The sequence below is a fragment of the Streptomyces sp. NPDC086147 genome (genome assembly GCF_040702165.1).
Lineage (GTDB): Bacteria > Actinomycetota > Actinomycetes > Streptomycetales > Streptomycetaceae > Streptomyces.
Genome location: NZ_JBFBJO010000007.1, coordinates 24,228 through 42,353, shown reverse-complemented (window position 1 = coordinate 42,353; position 18,126 = coordinate 24,228). Strand labels below are relative to the sequence as shown.

The 18,126-nt window shown below is 72.6% G+C and carries 20 protein-coding genes; 10 read left to right on the top strand and 10 right to left on the bottom strand.

All coding sequences use genetic code 11. The annotated features are described in order from the left end of the window. Window positions 1-11: 11 nt before the first annotated feature. Complete coding sequence (locus AB0398_RS17420) at window positions 12-848, bottom strand: hypothetical protein (protein ID WP_366375967.1); 837 nt, start codon at window positions 846-848, stop codon at window positions 12-14. Between the two features lie 151 nt (window positions 849-999). Here AB0398_RS17420 and AB0398_RS17415 point away from each other — a divergent pair, with 151 nt between their 5' ends. After that, on the top strand, window positions 1,000-1,362 hold the full coding sequence (locus AB0398_RS17415; RefSeq protein ID WP_366375965.1) for a DsrE family protein: 363 nt from the start codon (window positions 1,000-1,002) through the stop codon (window positions 1,360-1,362). Window positions 1,363-1,579: 217 nt separating this feature from the next. Here AB0398_RS17415 and AB0398_RS17410 read toward each other — a convergent pair whose 3' ends face one another. From AB0398_RS17410 to AB0398_RS17380, 7 genes are all read right to left on the bottom strand, one after another. Then, on the bottom strand, window positions 1,580-1,843 hold the full coding sequence (locus AB0398_RS17410) for a DUF3099 domain-containing protein (protein WP_366375963.1): 264 nt from the start codon (window positions 1,841-1,843) through the stop codon (window positions 1,580-1,582). Between the two features lie 105 nt (window positions 1,844-1,948). Continuing rightward, window positions 1,949-2,236 carry a DUF1416 domain-containing protein gene (locus AB0398_RS17405; protein WP_030220952.1) on the bottom strand — a complete coding sequence of 96 codons (288 nt, stop codon included), beginning with the start codon at window positions 2,234-2,236 and terminating at the stop codon, window positions 1,949-1,951. A 53-nt stretch (window positions 2,237-2,289) separates the two neighbouring features. Continuing rightward, window positions 2,290-3,135, bottom strand: a complete 846-nt coding sequence (locus tag AB0398_RS17400) for a sulfurtransferase (protein WP_366375961.1) — start codon at window positions 3,133-3,135, stop codon at window positions 2,290-2,292. A 151-nt stretch (window positions 3,136-3,286) separates the two neighbouring features. Next, window positions 3,287-3,367 (bottom strand): putative leader peptide, encoded by an 81-nt coding sequence (locus tag AB0398_RS17395; protein ID WP_350497993.1) that lies wholly within the window; start codon window positions 3,365-3,367, stop codon window positions 3,287-3,289. Between the two features lie 209 nt (window positions 3,368-3,576). Further along, window positions 3,577-4,263, bottom strand: coding sequence for a DUF2993 domain-containing protein (locus AB0398_RS17390; RefSeq protein WP_366375959.1), 687 nt, complete (start codon window positions 4,261-4,263; stop codon window positions 3,577-3,579). Window positions 4,264-4,376: 113 nt separating this feature from the next. Beyond that, window positions 4,377-5,708: a hypothetical protein gene (locus AB0398_RS17385; protein WP_366375955.1), complete on the bottom strand. Its 1,332-nt coding sequence runs from the start codon at window positions 5,706-5,708 to the stop codon at window positions 4,377-4,379. Between the two features lie 11 nt (window positions 5,709-5,719). Continuing rightward, entirely contained in the window at window positions 5,720-5,974 is a 255-nt protein-coding gene (locus AB0398_RS17380; protein ID WP_366375953.1) for a MoaD/ThiS family protein, read from the bottom strand. Between the two features lie 443 nt (window positions 5,975-6,417). Here AB0398_RS17380 and AB0398_RS17375 point away from each other — a divergent pair, with 443 nt between their 5' ends. The 5 genes from AB0398_RS17375 (at window position 6,418) to AB0398_RS17355 (ending at window position 11,735) form a co-directional block, all read left to right on the top strand. Further along, entirely contained in the window at window positions 6,418-7,233 is an 816-nt protein-coding gene (locus tag AB0398_RS17375) for a response regulator transcription factor (RefSeq protein WP_366375952.1), read from the top strand. Between the two features lie 24 nt (window positions 7,234-7,257). Continuing rightward, a complete protein-coding gene (locus AB0398_RS17370) occupies window positions 7,258-8,319 on the top strand; it encodes a LacI family DNA-binding transcriptional regulator (RefSeq protein ID WP_366375950.1) in 1,062 nt (353 codons plus the stop codon). 115 nt (window positions 8,320-8,434) lie between these two features. Beyond that, the gene (locus AB0398_RS17365) at window positions 8,435-9,520 is read left to right on the top strand and encodes a trypsin-like peptidase domain-containing protein (RefSeq protein ID WP_366375949.1); all 1,086 of its coding nucleotides are present in this window, start codon (window positions 8,435-8,437) and stop codon (window positions 9,518-9,520) included. Window positions 9,521-9,540: 20 nt separating this feature from the next. Further along, complete coding sequence (locus tag AB0398_RS17360; protein WP_366375947.1) at window positions 9,541-10,266, top strand: response regulator transcription factor; 726 nt, start codon at window positions 9,541-9,543, stop codon at window positions 10,264-10,266. A 53-nt stretch (window positions 10,267-10,319) separates the two neighbouring features. Then, on the top strand, window positions 10,320-11,735 hold the full coding sequence (locus AB0398_RS17355; RefSeq protein WP_366376413.1) for a HAMP domain-containing sensor histidine kinase: 1,416 nt from the start codon (window positions 10,320-10,322) through the stop codon (window positions 11,733-11,735). Here the strand turns inward: AB0398_RS17355 and AB0398_RS17350 are convergent. Together AB0398_RS17350 and AB0398_RS17345 are read right to left on the bottom strand one after the other, a co-directional pair. Continuing rightward, the gene (locus tag AB0398_RS17350) at window positions 11,700-12,554 is read right to left on the bottom strand and encodes a phosphatidylinositol-specific phospholipase C (RefSeq protein WP_366375945.1); all 855 of its coding nucleotides are present in this window, start codon (window positions 12,552-12,554) and stop codon (window positions 11,700-11,702) included. The two genes, AB0398_RS17355 and AB0398_RS17350, sit on opposite strands and share 36 nt — an antisense overlap. Before the next feature lie 155 nt (window positions 12,555-12,709). After that, window positions 12,710-14,545, bottom strand: coding sequence for a bifunctional metallophosphatase/5'-nucleotidase (locus tag AB0398_RS17345; protein ID WP_366375944.1), 1,836 nt, complete (start codon window positions 14,543-14,545; stop codon window positions 12,710-12,712). A 156-nt stretch (window positions 14,546-14,701) separates the two neighbouring features. On the opposite strand from AB0398_RS17345, the gene mshD reads away from it, so the two are divergent. The 4 genes from mshD to AB0398_RS17325 all read left to right on the top strand — a co-directional run bounded on the left by mshD (window position 14,702) and on the right by AB0398_RS17325 (window position 17,926). Then, window positions 14,702-15,628, top strand: a complete 927-nt coding sequence (mshD, locus tag AB0398_RS17340; protein WP_366375942.1) for a mycothiol synthase — start codon at window positions 14,702-14,704, stop codon at window positions 15,626-15,628. A gap of 89 nt (window positions 15,629-15,717) precedes the next feature. Beyond that, window positions 15,718-16,107 (top strand): GntR family transcriptional regulator, encoded by a 390-nt coding sequence (locus AB0398_RS17335; protein ID WP_366375940.1) that lies wholly within the window; start codon window positions 15,718-15,720, stop codon window positions 16,105-16,107. Then, complete coding sequence (locus AB0398_RS17330) at window positions 16,104-16,946, top strand: ABC transporter ATP-binding protein (RefSeq protein WP_366375938.1); 843 nt, start codon at window positions 16,104-16,106, stop codon at window positions 16,944-16,946. The genes AB0398_RS17335 and AB0398_RS17330 overlap by 4 nt, the downstream gene beginning before the upstream one ends. After that, window positions 16,943-17,926, top strand: coding sequence for an ABC transporter permease subunit (locus AB0398_RS17325; protein WP_366375936.1), 984 nt, complete (start codon window positions 16,943-16,945; stop codon window positions 17,924-17,926). The genes AB0398_RS17330 and AB0398_RS17325 overlap by 4 nt, the downstream gene beginning before the upstream one ends. Window positions 17,927-18,126: the final 200 nt, after the last annotated feature.

The following is an 18,126-nucleotide window of genomic DNA, read 5'->3' as shown; positions in this document are numbered from 1 at the left end:
CCGGTCCTCACTCACAGGCGCCCCAGCTGTCGCTCGGCCAGCGAACGGATGTCGTTCTCGGAGATCTTCTTCGTGTCCACGATGAAGATCTCCACCGCGATGTCACCGCGGTGGAAGTAGGCCCTGGCCCGGTACATGTCGAGGTAGCCGGCCTTCCGCTTCACGGGGAAGACGTAGTAGCGGCCGTTGGTCGAGCCCTTGAGCTCCCGGCCCTCGTTCCGGGCGAAGTCCTCGTCGGGCATGTAGCCCTGCTGGTCCTCGACGTACTCCTGCGCCCCGAGGACGTCGTTCGCGCGGTACTGGATCAGCCGGACGTCGACCTCCCGGTGCTCGCCCGTCGCCCAGGAGGCGACCGCGACCCGCCGGAGGCCCAGGCCGATCTGGTGGTCGAGGGCCCCGCTCGGCCTGTCGAACATCGAGGTGAACGCGGACACGTCCATCCAGCCGTCGGTGTCGGCGGCGTCGGCGTTCCGCGCGCCGGCGGGCTTCGGCAGCAGCAGCTTCCGCAGGTCGCCCCGGGCCTTCGCCCGGAGGTCCTCCGACGCGGGGAGCGGCTTCGCCTTCTGCCCCTTCGGGAGCGGCTTCGGCTGGGCGAGGCCCGGCTGGTTCAGCGGCGGAAGGGCGGTCGGTTCGCGCTGGGCCTGGACGCCGTAGCCGACGGCGGTGCCGCCGACGAGGCCGATGACGGCGGCGACGGCGATCAGCCCGACGGTACGGAGGACGCGGCGGCGGGGCCGTGCGGCGGCCCCGGGCGCGGTGTCCGGCTCGGTCTCGGGCGCGGCACTCGTCCCGTCCTCGGGCGCGGCCTCCGGCGCGGGCGCGGTGTCGGCCGGCGCGTCCGGTTTCACCGGCGGTGGTGCCGTTCCCTGGTCAGGGATGGTTGCTTCGTCGTTCAAGAGTCCCCCCACGAGACCTGAAGCACGGATTCCACAACCCGCGCACCCACCTGACCCGTGAGGGGTGCACGGGGTTGCGGTGGTCCGCATTACAGTTCGGTGTATGGCGAAGAAGCTCGTGATCAAGGTGACCGCCGGGGCCGACTCCCCCGAACGCTGCTCGCAGGCCTTCACGGTGGCCGCCGTGGCCGTCGCCAGCGGGGTCGAGGTGTCGCTCTGGCTGACCGGCGAGTCCGCCTGGTTCGCCCTCCCGGGCCGGGCGGCCGAGTTCGAACTCCCGCACGCCGCGCCGCTGCCGGACCTGCTCGACTCGCTCCTGGCGGGCGGGCGCGTGACGCTCTGCACGCAGTGCGCGGCCCGCCGCGGGATCACGGAGAAGGACGTCCTGAACGGCGTCCGCATCGCCGGCGCGCAGGTCTTCGTCCAGGAGGCGACGGCGGACGACGTACAGGCCCTCGTCTACTGACGGATCTCAGCGCTCCCCACGCTTCTTCCCGTCCAGCTCGTCCCACCACTCGTCCGACTTCGGGTCGCCCGAGGGGTCGTCCCACCAGCGGACCCACTCCCGACGCACCCCTCGCACGGCTCGGCCCGAGGGGCCTCCCCGGCTTCGGGCCGCTGCGCCGGACTCCGTCCGACGACTCCCGGGCGACGCCCCCGAGCCCCGACCCGCCGCACGGGCTCTACCGCCCCCCGCGCCTCTTCCCGTCCAGCTCGTCCCACCACTCGTCCGACTTCGGGTCGCCCGACGGATCGTCCCACCAGCGGTCCTCCGGGCCCCGGCGGTTCGCGATCATCGCGGCGACCGGGGGGATGACCATGGCGACGACGCACATGGCGACGGCGGCCGGCGTCGAGAAGAGGCGCACGACGGCCCAGGCGCCCACGAAGAGGACGAGGCAGGCGCCCATCATCCAGAAGTAGACGTGGCGACGGCGTGCGTACACCCCTTCAGCCTACGTCCGGACGGACCGAAGGGCCGTGCCCCAAGTCCCGGAATGGCGTCCAACCCCCCAGGAGGCACGGCCCTTCGGCCGGTAAGGCGTCGCGGGTCAGACCGCGATGGCGACCTCCGCGAGACCGCCCTTCTGCGCCACGACCTTGCGGTCGGCGGTGCCGCCCGGCACCAGGGCGCGGACGGTCCAGGTGCCCTCGGCCGCGTAGAAGCGGAACTGTCCGGTGGCGGAGGTCGGAACCTCGGCCGTGAACTCGCCGGTCGAATCCAGGAGGCGGACGTAACCGGTGACCGGCTCGCCGTCCTTGGTCACGAAGCCCTGGATGGTGGTCTCACCGGGCTTGATCGTCGAGGCGTCGGGGCCGCCGGGCTGCGCTCCACACATGCTGTTCTGTCCTTACGGTCGAGGGGTCCGGAGGAAGGGGAGGTCCGGAGGGGTTACTTGGCCGCGCCGAGCTCGATCGGCACGCCGACGAGGGAGCCGTACTCGGTCCACGAGCCGTCGTAGTTCTTGACGTTCGGGACGTTCAGCAGCTCGTGCAGGACGAACCACGTGAGCGCGGAGCGCTCGCCGATGCGGCAGTAGGCGATGGTGTCCTTCGCCAGGTCGACCTTCTCGTCCTCATAGAGGGCCTTGAGCTCGTCGTCCGACTTGAACGTGCCGTCGTCGTTGGCGTTCTTCGACCACGGGATGTTGCGGGCGCTCGGCACGTGGCCGGGGCGCTGCGACTGCTCCTGCGGGAGGTGCGCCGGGGCGAGCAGCTTGCCGGAGAACTCGTCGGGCGAGCGCACGTCGACCAGGTTCTGGGCGCCGATCGCGGCCACGACGTCGTCGCGGAAGGCGCGGATCGAGGCGTCCTGGGCCTTGGCCTTGTACTCGGTGGCCGGGCGGCTGGGGACCTCGGAGCCGTCGACCAGGTCGCGGGAGTCGAGCTCCCACTTCTTGCGGCCGCCGTCGAGGAGCTTCACGTCCTGGTGGCCGTAGAGCTTGAAGTACCAGTAGGCGTAGGAGGCGAACCAGTTGTTGTTGCCGCCGTAGAGCACCACCGTGGTGTCGTTCGCGATGCCCTTGGCCGAGAGGAGCTTCTCGAAGCCCTCCTGGTCGATGAAGTCGCGGCGGACGGGGTCCTGGAGGTCCTGGGTCCAGTCGATGCGGATGGCGTTGCGGATGTGGTTCTTCTCGTAGGCCGAGGTGTCCTCGTCGACCTCGACGAGGGCGACCTGCGGGTTGTCGAGGTTGGCCTCGACCCAGTCCGCGTCGACCAGGACGTCGCTGCGAGCCATGCTGTTCTCCTCCGGGGCAGTGTGCGGCGGTGTGGTGCGGGGTGGTGCGGGTACGCGTCGGAAGCGTGTGCACGACGGCGTACGGCTGCGCGGGATGTGGCCCCGACTTCGGTCGGCGGGCCGTGAGGAAGGGCGGGGTCGGACGTCCCGCTCAGACGGAGCGACAGAGCATGGCGGCGACGCGGCACAGGTCCACTGCCCGCCGCTTCGTGAGATCCGCCTGTCGCTTCATGGCCACGATCGTAGGGACGGACAGGCGGCCGTGTCACCGGCGTGTCGTATTTTGAGACGCGATCGTCCGAGATGCGAGACGCGATCACGGTACGGGGCGGCTCCGGGCGCCTCCGCACCGAGGTGTCCGGTTTCCCTTCTGCGGATCGGACGGCGCCGTCTCAGCATGTGACCAGCCGGTAGGGGTGAGACCCTGACCGGCCCCGGGGCTCAGCCCGTCAGGGCCATGTCCTTGCCCGAGAGCGTGACCGCCAGGCCCTCCGGGCGCGGCTCGACCTTCTCCACCCTCATCCCGGCGAGCACCTGGAGCGGGCGCTCGAAGTCGGTGCGGGCCCGGACCAGGTCCTCCACGCCCGGAATGCCCTCGCCGGGCACCTCGTCGGCGCGGAACCGGATCGTGTCGCCGTTCACCACGGACACCGTCGAGACGACCGTGCGGGTCAGGGTGCGGCCCAGGACCTCGACGCTGCCGGTGACCTTCACCTTGCCCTCGCCGCCGTAGGCGACGGTGGCCTCGCGCTCGGAGGCGGCGGTGAGGTCCGCGTAGGAGATGAGGGCCGTGCCGGTCGCGGAGCCCGCCTTCGCGCCCGTCCAGCCGCCGGTCACGGTCACGTCCCGCAGGACCATGTCCAGCTCGCCGACCCGGATCTGCCGGTCGCCCGCCCGCGCCTGGATGCCGGTCGCCCGCACGTCGACCCGGTCGAACCGGTCGGCCGCGACCTGGGTGAGGAAGGGGAAGCCCTTGATGTCGACCTCGATCGACTCGCTCCGGACGCCGGAGAGCTTCGTCCGGTCCGCCGCCTCCGACTCCGTGTACGCCGCGGCGAGGCGGTCGACCCCCACGAGGATCCCGCCGAGGACGACGGCCAGGATGAGCAGAATCCGCAGTGCTCGCATGGGCTGTGCGTCCCCCCGTGAAAGTGTTCGGCCCCCGACACGAAGATCGACGTGCCGGGGGTCCGGTTGGTTCCCGCGCCCGGACGGTCTCCGGGGCGCGTCGGGGTGCCGCGTCAGCCCAGCGCGCGGCCGAGCAGGTACACGGCGGGCGCGGCGGCGGTCAGCGGCAGCGCGACGCCCGCGGTCATGTGGACGAACCGCGACGGGTAGTCGTAACTGGCCGCCCGCAGGCCGACGAGCGCGCAGACTCCGGCGCCGAGGCCGAGCAGCGCGCCGGACGCGCCCAGGTCCGTGAGGCCGCCGGCCGCGATCCCGGCGCCCGCCGAGGCGAGCAGCGCGGCGACCGCGGAGACCGGGCCGGGCAGCGGGAGCGCCTTCGCGAGGACGGCGGCGGCGACCGCGACCCCGCCGACGACCACCGCGTCGGGGCCCGCGCCGAGGTGCCCGGTGGCGATCACGGTCAGCGCCGCCGAGGCGACGGTGGCCATCAGTCCGTACATCCGCTCGTCCGGGTCCGCGTGGCTGCGGAGCTGGAGGACGAGGCAGAGCAGCACCCAGGCGCCGAGCGTGCCCAGGATCGCGGGGGCCGCGTTCTCCCGGCCGACGACGAGCAGGGCGCCGTCGGCGGCCAGACCGCCGGCGAAGGCGAGGGCGATGCCCTGCCGGGCCGGCCACATGCCGTTGAGCCGGAACCAGCCGGCCGCGGTGAGGCCCTGGAGCAGGACGAGCGGGAGGAGCAGCCCGTAGGGGCCGAGGGCGGCGCCGCCGGCGATCAGCAGGCCGAGGACCGCCGTCAGGGCGGCGGGCTGCATGCCGGGCTCGATGATCGGCGAGCGGCCCTCGGCGCGGGCGCGCTGGGCGTCGGTGATCCGGGTGTTCCCCGAGGTGGTGGGCGAGGAGTAGGCGGGCCCGCCGTCGGCCGCGGGGGCCTGGACCTGCGCCTGTGCCCGGTCGGCGGCCGGCGCCGGAGCGTGGACCGGGGCGGGGGCGGGCATCGGAGCCCCCGCCTGCTGGACCTGGGGCTGGGGCTGGGCCTGGAACTGCGGCTGCCGGTACGCGCCCGCGTACGACTCCGGCGACTGCTGCCCGTACGCCTGCGGCTGGGGCTGGGGCTCGTACGGCTGCGGGTACGGCTGCGGCTGCGGCTCGTACGCCGGCGGCTGCTGTCCGTACGCCTGCTCCTGGCCGTACGCCTGCTCCTGGCCGTACCCCTGCGGCTGCCCGTACTGCTGGGGCTCGTACGCCTGCGGCTGCTGCTGCCCGTACGGGTCGGGGGCCTGCGGCCGGGGCCGCACGGCCGGCTGGTACTGGGTGTCCCAGGTCTGGCCCTCCCACGTCTGCGTGACGTCGGGGCCCTGCTGCCCGTCCGCGTACGGGTCGTACGGCTGCCGCCCGTCCGCGTACGGGTCCGGCTGCTGTCCGCCGTGGTGCTGGTCGTTGCTCATTGCTCTGGGGTTCACCCTCCTGCGAACGGGGGGAGCACCTCGACCGTGCCGCCCTCGGCAAGCCGTACGGTCTCATGGCTCCGGGTGCCGACGGGATCGCCGTCGACCAGGAACGAGCACCGCTGGAGGACCCGGACGAGCTCTCCCGGGTGCTTCGCCCGGACCGCGTCCAGGGCCTCGGCCAGGTGCTCGGCGGCGTACGGCTCCTCGGCGACACCGGCGGCCGCCTTGGCCGCGGCCCAGTAGCGGATGGTTCCCGCTGCCATAGCGGCGCTCCCTTCGTTCGTCTGCGCGCCGCTCCCATGATGGGCCATGCGCGCGTGGGCCGGACCGGTGACCGCCGTCCCGGTGAACCGCGCGGGAGAGGGCTCCCGAACCGCCCCGACACGGGCGCCTCACCCCCGCGCAACATGGCGGCCGGGGTGCGGGAAGTGAGCGAAGAGACATCCACGATGTGAAATCCGCCCTCTCCACCGGAAGGCATCTGGGTTATTCTGCTGGGCAGAGGATCCGGGCGACGCAGCCACCGGGTCCTTTTGCGTTTTCCGACCGTTGTTACGGACGGATGAACAAAAGCTCTCAGGGCGCGAGAGCCGGCAGAGCCGTACGAAGCAGTGCACGTCCTCGCAGGGACCGAGGAAGGAACCGACCTTATGGGCGAGCGAACCGAGCACGATCGCATGACCACGACCGGGGCGGGTGGTGGGCGATGAGTTCACTTCTCCTCCTGACCAACGCCCTCCAGCCGTCGACCGAGGTGCTGCCCGCACTCGGTCTGCTGCTGCACAACGTCCGGGTGGCTCCGGCCGAGGGCCCGGCCCTCGTGGACACCCCCGGCGCGGACGTGATCCTCGTCGACGGCCGGCGCGACCTCCCGCAGGTGCGCTCGCTCTGCCAGCTGCTGCGGTCCACCGGACCCGGCTGTCCGCTGATCCTCGTCGTCACCGAGGGCGGCCTCGCGGCCGTCACCGCCGACTGGGGCATCGACGACGTCCTCCTGGACACGGCGGGCCCGGCCGAGGTCGAGGCCCGGCTGCGGCTCGCCATGGGCCGCCAGCAGATCGTCTCCGACGACTCCCCGATGGAGATCCGCAACGGCGACCTGTCGGTCGACGAGGCGACGTACAGCGCGAAGCTCAAGGGCCGGGTCCTGGACCTGACCTTCAAGGAGTTCGAGCTGCTCAAGTACCTCGCCCAGCACCCGGGCCGGGTCTTCACGCGCGCGCAGCTCCTCCAGGAGGTGTGGGGATACGACTACTTCGGCGGCACCCGTACGGTCGACGTCCACGTACGGCGGCTGCGGGCGAAGCTCGGCCCCGAGCACGAGTCCCTCATCGGCACCGTCCGCAACGTCGGCTACCGGTTCGTCACCCCCGAGAAGGTGGAGCGGGCGGCCGAGGAGGCCCGTGCCAAGGAGGAGGCGCGCGCCAAGGAGGGCGCGCGCGTCAAGGGCGGCGCGGAGGGCGCCACCCCCTCGGGGGACAGGAACGTGGCGGATGCCACAGCGCGACCTGCCGGTAGGTAGGTCCCCCCGCGTAGACTGCCGCGCGTGGCCAAGGTGACGCGGGATGACGTAGCTCGACTGGCGGGTACTTCGACCGCGGTCGTGAGCTACGTCATCAACAACGGACCCAGGCCGGTCGCCCCGGCCACGCGCGAGCGTGTCCTCGCCGCCATCAAGGAGCTGGGCTACCGCCCCGACCGGGTGGCCCAGGCGATGGCGTCCCGGCGCACCGACCTCATAGGCATGATCGTCCCGGACGCGCGCCAGCCCTTCTTCGCGGAGATGGCGCACGCGGTCGAGCAGGCCGCCGCCGAGCGCGGCAAGATGGTCCTCGTCGGCAACTCCGACTACCGGACCGAGCGCGAGATCCACTATCTGCGCGCCTTCCTCGGGATGCGGGTCTCCGGTCTGATCCTGGTCAGCCAGGGCATGAGTGAGCAGGCCGCGAGCGAGATCGAGGCCTGGGACGCGCGCGTGGTGCTGCTGCACGAGCGGCCCGAGGCGATCGACGACGTGGCCGTCGTCACCGACGACATCGGCGGCGCCCAGCTCGTCACCCGCCACCTCCTGGAGCACGGCCACCCGTACGTGGCGTGCCTCGGCGGCGTCCCGAACACCCCGGCCGTGGGCGACCCGGTCGCCGACCACGTCGAGGGCTGGCGGCGGGCCATGGTCGAGGCGGGCCGCTCCACCGAGGGCCGGCTCTTCGAGGCGCCGTACAACCGCTACGACGCCTATCAGGTGGCCCTGAAGCTGCTCGCCGGCCCGGACAGGCCGCCGGCCATCTTCTGCTCCACCGACGACCAGGCCTTCGGCGTGCTGCGGGCGGCGCGCGAGCTGCGGATCGAGGTGCCGACCGAGCTGGCGGTCGCGGGCTTCGACGACGTGAAGGAGGCGGCGCTCACCGACCCGCCGCTGACGACCGTCTACTCCGACCGCCCGGCGATGGCCCGGGCCGCCGTCGACCTGGTCCTCGACGACTCGCTGCGGGTCGCGGGCTCGCGCCGCGAGCGGGTGAAGCTCTTCCCGTCGGCCCTGATCGTGCGCCGCTCCTGCGGCTGCGACGGCGGCGGACCGGACCTGGCGCGGCTCTCGGCCCCGCGCTGAGCCCCGGCCCGCACAGGGCCTCGCACGGAGGCCTTTATATCGGGCATACAGGGTTCTGTCGGGCTTCTCAGCCGCTCCTCAGACGCCTCTCATGTACGGCTCCGAGAGTCTTCCCATGACGGATCACCAGGAGCAGCCGCAGCAGCCTTACTACCCGCCGAGGCCGCCGTACGAGCCGGGCCGGGCCCCGTACGAGCCGTTCACCACCGAGCACGGCACCACGATCTGGCCCTCCGGCGCCCACGGCGGCCACGTCCCGCCGCCGGCGGACCCGGCGCCCACCGCCACCGCCGCCCCCGTCCCGGGTCCCCGCCGCCGCGCCAGGCGCGGGGTCGGGCTCATGGCGGCCGTGGCCATCGCGGCCGCCGCGGTCGGCGGCGGCACGGCGACGCTGGTGCAGCGGCTCGCCGCCGACCCGGCGACGACCTCCGCCTCCGCCCCCGTGGCCGGCACGAACGTGGCGGCGCGCGGCACCGGCACGGTCGCCGGGGTCGCCGAGGCCGTCTCCCCCTCCATCGTGGAGATCTCCGCCGCCTCGAACTCCGGCAAGTCCACCGGCTCGGGCGTGATCGTCACCTCCGACGGCGAGATCGTCACCAACAACCACGTGATCTCCGGCGCCTCCGAGATCACCGTGCGGCTGGACGACGGCAGCACCTACCCGGCCGAGGTCGTCGGCACGGACCCTGACAAGGACCTGGCGCTCATCAAGCTGAAGGGCGCCTCCGGCCTCAAGGCCGCCTCGCTCGGGGACTCGAAGGACGTGAAGGTCGGCGACGAGGTCGTGGCCATCGGCTCCCCCGAGGGGCTGACCGGGACCGTCACCAGCGGCATCGTCTCCGCCCTCGACCGGGACGTGACCGTCGCCAAGGACGAGGACCAGGGGCAGGGGCAGGACCGGCAGCAGTACGACCCCCGGCAGGGGTGGCCGTTCGAGTTCGGCGGACAGCGGTTCAACGGCGACACGGGCTCGTCGAAGACCACGTACAAGGCGCTCCAGACCGACGCCTCGCTCAATCCGGGGAATTCCGGCGGCGCGCTGATCAATATGAACGGCGAGATCATCGGAATCAATTCGGCCATGTATGCGCCCAGTTCTTCGAACGGCTCCACGGCCGGGAGCGTCGGCCTCGGATTCGCGATCCCGATCGACACCGTGAAGGCCGACCTGGACGGACTCCGCTCGGGCGGCGACAACTGAACACGTGGGACGCTGCCCCCATGACGGGACAGCAGAACGAAGCCGAGCGGATCCTCATCGTCGACGACGAGCCCGCCGTACGGGAGGCCCTGCGCCGCAGCCTCGCCTTCGAGGGGTACGCGACGCGGGACGCCGTCGACGGGCTCGACGCGCTCGCCGCCGTGGAGTCGTACGCCCCCGACCTCGTCGTCCTCGACGTGCAGATGCCCCGCATGGACGGCCTGACGGCGGCCCGCCGGATCCGGGCGTCCGGCTCGACCGTGCCGATCCTGATGCTCACCGCCCGCGACACCGTCGGCGACCGGGTCACCGGGCTCGACGCGGGCGCGGACGACTACCTGGTGAAGCCCTTCGAGCTGGACGAGCTGTTCGCCCGCATCCGGGCCCTGCTGCGCCGCAGCTCGTACGCGACGGCGGCGTCCGCCGCACCGGAGGACGACGTCCTCTCCTTCGAGGACCTGCGGATGAATCCGGCCACCCGCGAGGTGACCCGGGGCGGCCGGCCCGTGGAGCTGACGCGGACCGAGTTCACGCTCCTGGAGATGTTCCTGGCGCACCCGCGCCAGGTGCTGACCCGCGAGCAGATCCTCAAGGCCGTGTGGGGCTTCGACTTCGAGCCGAGCTCGAACTCGCTCGACGTGTACGTGATGTACCTGCGGCGCAAGACGGAGGCGGGCGGCGAGCCGCGCCTGGTCCACACGGTGCGGGGCGTGGGGTACGCGCTGCGCGGAGGGGGCGGGGAGTGACGGCGCCCCCTCCGCACGCGCCCGCCGCCCCGCCCGGGCCCCGTTTCCGCCCGCTGGCCTGGTTCCGCTCCCGGCCGCTGCGCTCCCGGCTCGCCCTGCTGACCGCCGTCGCGGTGGCGCTCGCGGTGGCGGCGGTGTCGCTGGCGTGCTGGTTCGTGACGCGGGAGCAGCTGGAGGCCGAGCTGGACTCCTCGCTGAGCTCCACCCGGGTGGAGCCGGGCGGGGTGCAGAACATCCTGTCGTCCTGCCGCCAGGGCATTCCGCCGCTGCCGGTGGTGGGCTCGTACACGGTGCAGGTGATCTTCGCCGACGGGAGCGTGTGCACCTCGGGGGAGGCCGCCATCCCCGTCGGACGCGACGACCTCGCGGTGGCGCGGGGCCGGCTGGAGAACGCGCTGCACACGGTGAAGGACGACGCCGGGCGCGAGATGCGCGTCCACACCTATCCGCAGGGGGAACAGCCCGGCCTCGCGGTCTCCCTCGCCCGGCCGCTCGCCGAGATCGACAACTCGATGTCCACGCTGCGCTGGGTGCTGCTCCTGGTCTCCGGGATCGGGGTCGTCGGCGCGGGCGCGGCGGGGCTGTGGGTGGCGCGGACCGGTCTGGAGCCGGTGAACCGGCTGACCGGGGCCGTCGAGCACGTGGCGGCGACCGAGGACCTGACGGTCCGCATCCCGGTGGAGGGCGAGGACGAGATCGCCCGTCTGTCGCGCTCGTTCAACGCGATGACGGCGGCGCTCGCGACCTCCCGGGACCTCCAGGCGCGGCTGATCGCGGACGCGGGGCACGAGCTGCGGACGCCGCTGACCTCGCTGCGCACCAACGTCGAACTCCTCGCGCGGAGCGAGGAGACGGGCCGGGCGATCCCGCCGGAGGACCGGCGGGCCCTGATGGCCTCGGTGAAGGCGCAGATGACGGAGCTGGCGTCGCTGATCGGGGACCTCCAGGAGCTGGCCAGGCCGGACGCGGGGCGGTCGGGCCCCCTGGAGGTGGTGCCGCTGCACACGGTGCTGCGGGCGGCCCTGGACCGGGCGCGGCTGCGCGGCCCGGAGCTGGCCTTCGTGACGGACCTGGCGCCCTGGTACGTACGGGCGGAGCCGGCGGCGCTCGAACGGGCCCTGGTGAACGTCCTGGACAACGCGGTGAAGTTCTCGCCGCCCCGGGGCGCGGTCGAGGTGACCCTGATGCGGGGCGAGCTGACGGTCCGGGACCACGGTCCGGGCATCCCGGCGGACGAGCTGCCGCACGTCTTCGACCGCTTCTGGCGCTCGCCGTCGGCCCGCAGCCTGCCGGGCTCGGGCCTGGGCCTGTCGATCGTGGCGCGCACGGTCCGGCAGGCGGGCGGCACGGTCGCGCTGGCCCCGGCGGAGGGCGGCGGGACGGTGGCGACGGTCCGGCTGCCGGGGGCGCCGACACCGCCGCCGGGCGGGGCCTCAGTTGTGCCGGAGCAGGGCCTCGACCAGCCCTGACCGGGTGTTCGGGAAGTCCAGGGGGACGATCCCGAGCCCGGTCCGGCCGGCCAGCTCGGCGCTGTCGAGGAAGCCGTGGACACGGGGGTTGAGCCGGTCGGAGTTCCAGCGGGGCGGGAGGTACGCGGAGGTGCTGACGAAGTTGACGTAGAGCCGTCCGGGCTGGGCGACGGCGGCCCGGAAATGCGCCTGGACCTTGGGGTACTTGGCGTCGGGCAGCGCGTTCCAGTCGTCCTGGAGGGCGATCTGCGACCCGTCCCACCACTTCAGGCCGGGCAGCCCGCCGTTGTCGGCGATGAGGACAACCTTCCCGCGGGCCTCGCCGAGGAGCGGCAGCCGGTCGCCGATCCGGAAGAGGGGGCGCCAGCCGCGCCCGTCGAGGTAGTCGTCGAAGACGGCCCGGAAGGTGGCGTCGGACTCCTCGGAGTACTCCTGCTTGACCCGCATGAGGACGGTCTCGGAGGGGTGGGCGGCGAGGAAGTCCCGGCAGGCGATCAGCACGTCGCCGAACATCATGTTCTGGTACGAGGCCCCGTGGTGGATCGCGAACGAGCCCCCGGTCACCCGGCAGCGCACGTCCAGGAAGCGGATGCCGCTGTCCAGCTGCCGGGCGATCGTGGTGTTCTGGCACTCGCTCCAGGGCCCGCCGAACCGGGCGCCGGAGTCGTGCGTGCCGGGGATGGTGAGCCGGGTCAGCTCGGTGCCGTCCCCGTGCGCGCCCATCCACGCCCGTACGTCCACGGCCGAGGCGGGCGGCGCCCCGACGAGCAGGGCGGCACCGGCGGCCGCGGCCCCCACGAGGAATCGTCGTCGCTCCATGGCACCGCACTATGACAGGTGCACTTCAACCGCCGCCAGGGCGCGGCACGAGGAGGACGGAAAAGGGGCGACGGCCGGGGACGGAGAGGGGCGGCGCCCCGGAACGCGAAGGGGCGACGGCCCGCCGAAACGGTCCGCCGCCCCTCCCGTGCGCGTTACTTGACGACCGTGATCCGGTCCGCCGCCGGTGCCGGCAGCGGGGCGGAGGCCGAGGAGTGGGCCGCCAGGTAGGCGGTGAACATGTCCAGGTCGGACGCGCCGACCAGCTTGTTCCTGTGCTCCTTCAGGACGGCGAAGCCGTCGCCGCCGCCGGACAGGAACTCGTTCATCGCGACCCGGTAGGTCTTCGCCGGGTCGATCGGCTCGCCGTTCAGCCGCACCGAGGAGACCACGACCCGGTCGGCGCCGGTCTTCGTCATGTCCAGGGTGTACGTGAAGCCCTTCGACACCTGGAGGATCTTCGGGGACGCCAGGTTGGCGCCGCTGACCTGCTGCTGGAGCGTGGTGACGAGCTGGGCGCCGGTCAGGTCGACCGCCGTCATCATGTTGGTGAACGGCTGGACGGTGTACGCCTCGCCGTAGGTCACGACCCCGTCGCCCTCGGCGCCGGACGCCTTGTGGGTCAGGGGCGCGCGGATGCCGCCCGGGTTCATCAGGGCGAGCTGGGCGCCGCCCTTGTCGGCCGGGGCCATGCCCTCCAGCTGCGCGTCCGCGATCAGGTCGCCCAGCGGCTTCTCGTACGCCTGGGGGTCGAGGGGGTTCTCGATGTCGGCGGCGATGTGGCCGACGGGGCGGTTGGCGATCGGCGCGGCCAGGGTCTTCCAGCGGTCGATCAGCCTGGTCATGTCGCGGGCCGGCTTCACGTCACGGGTGACGACGTGGTTGGCGGAGGCGACGGCGGTGCGGACGATGTCGTCCGTGCGCCGGTCGTAGGTGAGCGTCGTGTCGGTGTAGAGCCGGCCGAAGGAGGCCGCCGACGTGACCGTGCGCGGCTTGCCCGCCGGGTCCGGGATCGTGCACGCGTACGCCTGGTGGGTGTGGCCGGTGACCAGGGCGTCGACCTGCGGGCTGACGTTCTTGGCGATGTCGACGATCGGACCGGAGATGCCGTTGCCGGGACCCGGGCTGTCGCAGTCGTAGTTGTACGCGCCCGAGGCGGGCAGGCCGCCCTCGTGGAGCAGGGCGACGATCGACTTCACGCCCTTGCGCTCCAGCACCTTGGCGTACTTGTTGATCGTCTCGACCTCGTCGCCGAACTTCAGGCCCTTGATGCCCTCGGCGGACACGATGTTGGCCGTGCCTTCGAGGGTGACGCCGATGAAGCCGATCTTGACGCCGTTGCGCTCCCAGACGAAGTACGGGTCGAGCAGCGGCCTGCCGCTCTTCTCGTTCGTCACGTTGGCCGCGAGGTAGGGGAAGTCCGCGCCGCGGAACTTCCGGCCCTTCTCGAAACAGCCCTCGGTCGGGTGACAGCCGCCGTTCTGGATGCGGGCCAGCTCGCGCGCGCCCTCGTCGAACTCGTGGTTGCCGACCGAGGAGACGTCGAGGTCGAGCTTGTTCAGCGCCTCGATGGTCGGCTCGTCGTGGAAGAGGCCGGAGACCAGCGGCGAGGCGCCGATCATGTCGCCCGCGGCGGCGGTGACGGAGTACGGGTTGCCCTTGCGGGCCTGCCGCAGGTGCGTGGCGAGGTACTCGACGCCGCCGACGCCCTCGACGGTCTCGGACGTGCCGTCCGGCTTCAGGCGCGTGAGCCGGCCCGACGAGCCGGTCGGCGGCTCCAGGTTGCCGTGCAGGTCGTTGAAGGAGAGCAGCTGGACATCGACCAGGCGACTCTTCCCCTTGTCGTGTCCGTGGCCGTGTCCGCCGTCGAACCGGTCACCGGCCGCGCCGGCCGACGGCATCGCGGCGACGAGCGCCCCGACCGTCACGAGCCCGGCCCCCGCGGCGAGGATCCGCCGCGCCGTCCTGTTCTTCCTGGGTGTCGCTGCCATCTGCCCTCTGTTCCCTCTGCACCTCTACGGGACGCACTTCCCGTATGCCGGTGCAGCCTAGGGTCAACGCGCGTAGCACAACAGGGGGTAGCGGATTACAAGACGGTTGCCGCCCGCTTTCCGCCGGGCGGCGGCGGGCCGCCGTAGGCTCGTGCCATGACTTCCGACGCGGCACCGGCCCTCGAACCCGGACGGCAGATCCACACGTACGACGAGCTCACGCCCGAGCAGGTCCGGGACGTAGGAGAGCTCCTGGAGGCCGCCGACCTGGCGGACGGGATGCACGCCGTGTCCGAGCAGGGGCGGCTCTACCTGCGCAACGGCCGGCGCGAGGGCGTGCGGCACTTCCTGCTGACCGTCGGCTCCCGGCTCTACGGCTACGCCCAGCTGGAGGAGACCGACCCGATCGAGGCCCCCGCCGCCGAGTTGGTCGTCCACCCCGACCGGCGCGGGCTCGGACACGGCCGGGCGCTCGGCACCGCCCTGCTCGGCGCCTCCGGCAAGCGGCTGCGCGTCTGGGCGCACGGCGGCAAGCCGGCCGCCCGGCACCTCGCCCAGGTCCTCGGCCTGACCCTCTTCCGCGAACTGCGCCAGCTGCGGCGGTCCCTGGTGCCGCTCGACATCCCCGAGCCGGTGCTGCCCGAGGGCGTCACCGTCCGCACCTTCGTCCCCGGACAGGACGACACGGCCTGGCTCGCCGTCAACGCCGCCGCCTTCGCCCACCACCCCGAGCAGGGCTCCCTCACCCAGCGGGACCTGGACGACCGGGCCGCCGAGGCGTGGTTCGACCCGAAGGGCTTCTTCCTCGCGGAGAAGGACGGCCGGCTCGTCGGCTTCCACTGGACGAAGACGCACGCCGAGGAGCAGCTCGGCGAGGTGTACGTGGTCGGCATCCTGCCCGAGGCCCAGGGCGGCGGCCTCGGCAAGGCGCTCACCGCGATCGGCCTGCGGCACCTGGCGGCGCAGGGGCTGCCGACGGCGATGCTGTACGTGGACGGGGACAACTCGACGGCGGTGCGGGTGTACGAGGGGCTCGGCTTCGCCACGCACGAGGTGGACCTGATGTACCGCACGGAGTCGTAAGGCCCTTCCGGAAGGGGGCGGTTGACACCGCCCCCTTCTTTCCACCACCCTTTCACTACTTGATTAGTGAAAGGGTGATGGAAGGGAACGTGCTCGAATACCGCATCGACCGGCGCAGCGGCGTCGCCACCTACCTCCAGATCGTCCAGCAGACGAAACAGGCCCTCCGCATGGGCCTCCTGGAGCCCGGCGACCGGCTGCCCACCGCGCGCGAGGTCGTCGAGGCGACGGCCATCAATCCCAACACGGTCCTCAAGGCCTACCGCGAACTCGAACGCGAAGGCCTCGTCGAGGCCCGCCGCGGCCTCGGCACCTTCGTCCGCGCCACCCTCGGCACCGGCCCCGCCGACTCGCCGCTGCGCGGCGAACTCGCCGACTGGGCACGCCGGGCGCGGGCCTCGGGACTCGAACGGGACGACGTGGCCGCGCTCTTCACATCCGTACTGAAAGAACACTTCGAGGGGGACGACGACCGATGACCAAGGACACCGCCCTGAGGGCGGACCTCCTGGGCAAGAAATACGGGGGACGCAGAGGCGGCTGGGCCCTGCGGGAGTGCGGCTTCGCCCTCCCCCGGGGACGGGTCTGCGCCCTCGTCGGCCCCAACGGCGCCGGCAAGTCCACCCTCCTCGGCCTCGCCGCCGGGCTCCTGCGCCCCACCGAGGGCACCATCGAGGCCCCCGCCCGCGAACTCCTCGCGTACGTCGACCAGGACAAGCCGCTCCACCCCCGGCTCAGCGTCGACGACACCCTGCGCATGGGCCGCGAACTCAACCCGGGACGCTGGGACGACACCGTCGCCCGCCGGGTCGTCGAGGGCGGCGGCTTCTCCTCCGACACCCTCGTGCACCACCTCTCCGGCGGCCAGCGCACCCGCGTCGCCCTCGCGTTCGCCCTCGGCAAGCGGCCCGAACTGCTCCTCCTGGACGAGCCGATGGCCGACCTCGACCCGCTCGCCCGCCACCAGCTCATGGGCCTGCTCATGGCCGACGCCGCCGAGAACGGCACCACCGTCGTCATGTCGTCCCACATCCTCACCGAGCTGGAGGGCGCCTGCGACCACCTCCTCCTGCTCCACGGCGGCCGGATCCGCCTCGACGGCCCCGTCGAGGAACTCCTCGCCGCCCACACCCTGCTCACCGGCCCCGTCGCCGACCTCGCCCCGCACACGGTGATCGAGTCCCGCACGACCGGCCGCCAGCTCACCGCCCTGATCCGCCGCGAGGGCCCGGTCGAAGGCCCCTGGGAGACCTCGGACCCCTCCCTGGAGGACCTCCTCCTCGCCCACCTCCGCACCCCCGAAGGAGCCCCCGCATGAGCACGCCCGCCCTGAGGGGTTCCTACTGGGTGACGGTCCGCCAGTACCGGCGGACGCTGTGGCTCACGGGCGCGCTGGTGCTCGCGGCGTCGGCGGTGATCGGGGGGCTGCGGATCTGGGACGCGCAGTACCCGGACGTGTACATGGAGGACGGCTACGCGCTCCCCGCCGACGGCAACAGGGGTTTCGACCTGCTCCGCTTCGGCATGGAGCAGCTCTCCCTCGGCATGGTCCTGCTGCCGCTCCTCGCCGGCGCCTTCGTCGCCGGACCCCTGATCGCCCGCGAGTTCGAGTCGGGGACGTACAAGATCTCGCTCACCCAGTCGGTGACCCCGGCGGCCTGGCTCCGCGCCAAGCTCCTCACCGCGACCGCCGTCGCGCTCGTGACGACCCTGGCCCTCGCGGGCGTCTTCTCGACCAGCTGGGGCCGGGTCTCGAACACCTGGAACCTCAACTGGTCCGACCGGGGCCCGTACGAGGTGGCCGGCGTCGTCCTCTTCGCCTACGTCCTCGCCGCCGTCGCCGTCGGCGCCCTCGTCGGACAGCTGATCCGGCGCACCCTCCTCGCCATGGCGGCCACGGGCCTGGTCATGGGCGCGGTCCTGCTCGTGCTCGGCGAGCTCCGCTGGTCCTTCCTGGCGGTGAAGACGGTCACCGGTCCGTACGGCGCCACGCTCTGGACCCCGGAGAACGGCTTCATGACGGAGACGGGGCTGCTCACCTCCTCCGGCGCCCGCTTCGATCAGACGACCTGCTGGCAGGAGGCGGCCCGAACGCCGGGCACGGACAGCGTCGACGGCCTGTGGAACAAGGTGCAGGACCAGTGCCTCGCCCGGAACGGCGTCACCGCCCAGTACCTCGACTACCACCCCCAGTCCCACTTCTGGCCCACCCAGCTCATCGAGACCGGCATCCTCCTCGCCCTCGCCGCCCTCGCGGCCTACGCCGCCTTCCGGGTCCTGCGCGCCCGGCACCCGTAACCCTCCGTACACGGAAAAGGGGCGCGGGGCCCGCACACGGCCCCGCCCCCGATTCCCGTACGACATGTCGTCGTTACCGGCCATTCAGAAGCGCTTGCGACGCTCACGCAATGAAGCGCTCCGTGTCCGGCCTCCCCAAAGGGAGGCTTCCCTCCCCCGCGGCCCGCTCCGACGCGCCCGAGCAGCCCCCCGCGCGGAAG

Bases quoted from the DNA above. Each gene is read 5' to 3' on its own strand.
- AB0398_RS17415 (WP_366375965.1), top strand. From the start codon at position 1,000: ATGGCGAAGAAGCTCGTGATCAAGGTGACCGCCGGGGCCGACTCCCCC.
- AB0398_RS17405 (WP_030220952.1), bottom strand. From the start codon at position 2,236: ATGTGTGGAGCGCAGCCCGGCGGCCCCGACGCCTCGACGATCAAGCCC.
- AB0398_RS17400 (WP_366375961.1), bottom strand. From the start codon at position 3,135: ATGGCTCGCAGCGACGTCCTGGTCGACGCGGACTGGGTCGAGGCCAAC.
- AB0398_RS17395 (WP_350497993.1), bottom strand. From the start codon at position 3,367: ATGAAGCGACAGGCGGATCTCACGAAGCGGCGGGCAGTGGACCTGTGC.
- AB0398_RS17390 (WP_366375959.1), bottom strand. From the start codon at position 4,263: ATGCGAGCACTGCGGATTCTGCTCATCCTGGCCGTCGTCCTCGGCGGG.
- AB0398_RS17385 (WP_366375955.1), bottom strand. From the start codon at position 5,708: ATGAGCAACGACCAGCACCACGGCGGACAGCAGCCGGACCCGTACGCG.
- AB0398_RS17380 (WP_366375953.1), bottom strand. From the start codon at position 5,974: ATGGCAGCGGGAACCATCCGCTACTGGGCCGCGGCCAAGGCGGCCGCC.
- AB0398_RS17375 (WP_366375952.1), top strand. From the start codon at position 6,418: ATGAGTTCACTTCTCCTCCTGACCAACGCCCTCCAGCCGTCGACCGAG.
- AB0398_RS17365 (WP_366375949.1), top strand. From the start codon at position 8,435: ATGACGGATCACCAGGAGCAGCCGCAGCAGCCTTACTACCCGCCGAGG.
- AB0398_RS17360 (WP_366375947.1), top strand. From the start codon at position 9,541: ATGACGGGACAGCAGAACGAAGCCGAGCGGATCCTCATCGTCGACGAC.
- AB0398_RS17350 (WP_366375945.1), bottom strand. From the start codon at position 12,554: ATGGAGCGACGACGATTCCTCGTGGGGGCCGCGGCCGCCGGTGCCGCC.
- AB0398_RS17345 (WP_366375944.1), bottom strand. From the start codon at position 14,545: ATGGCAGCGACACCCAGGAAGAACAGGACGGCGCGGCGGATCCTCGCC.
- mshD (WP_366375942.1), top strand. From the start codon at position 14,702: ATGACTTCCGACGCGGCACCGGCCCTCGAACCCGGACGGCAGATCCAC.
- AB0398_RS17330 (WP_366375938.1), top strand. From the start codon at position 16,104: ATGACCAAGGACACCGCCCTGAGGGCGGACCTCCTGGGCAAGAAATAC.
- AB0398_RS17325 (WP_366375936.1), top strand. From the start codon at position 16,943: ATGAGCACGCCCGCCCTGAGGGGTTCCTACTGGGTGACGGTCCGCCAG.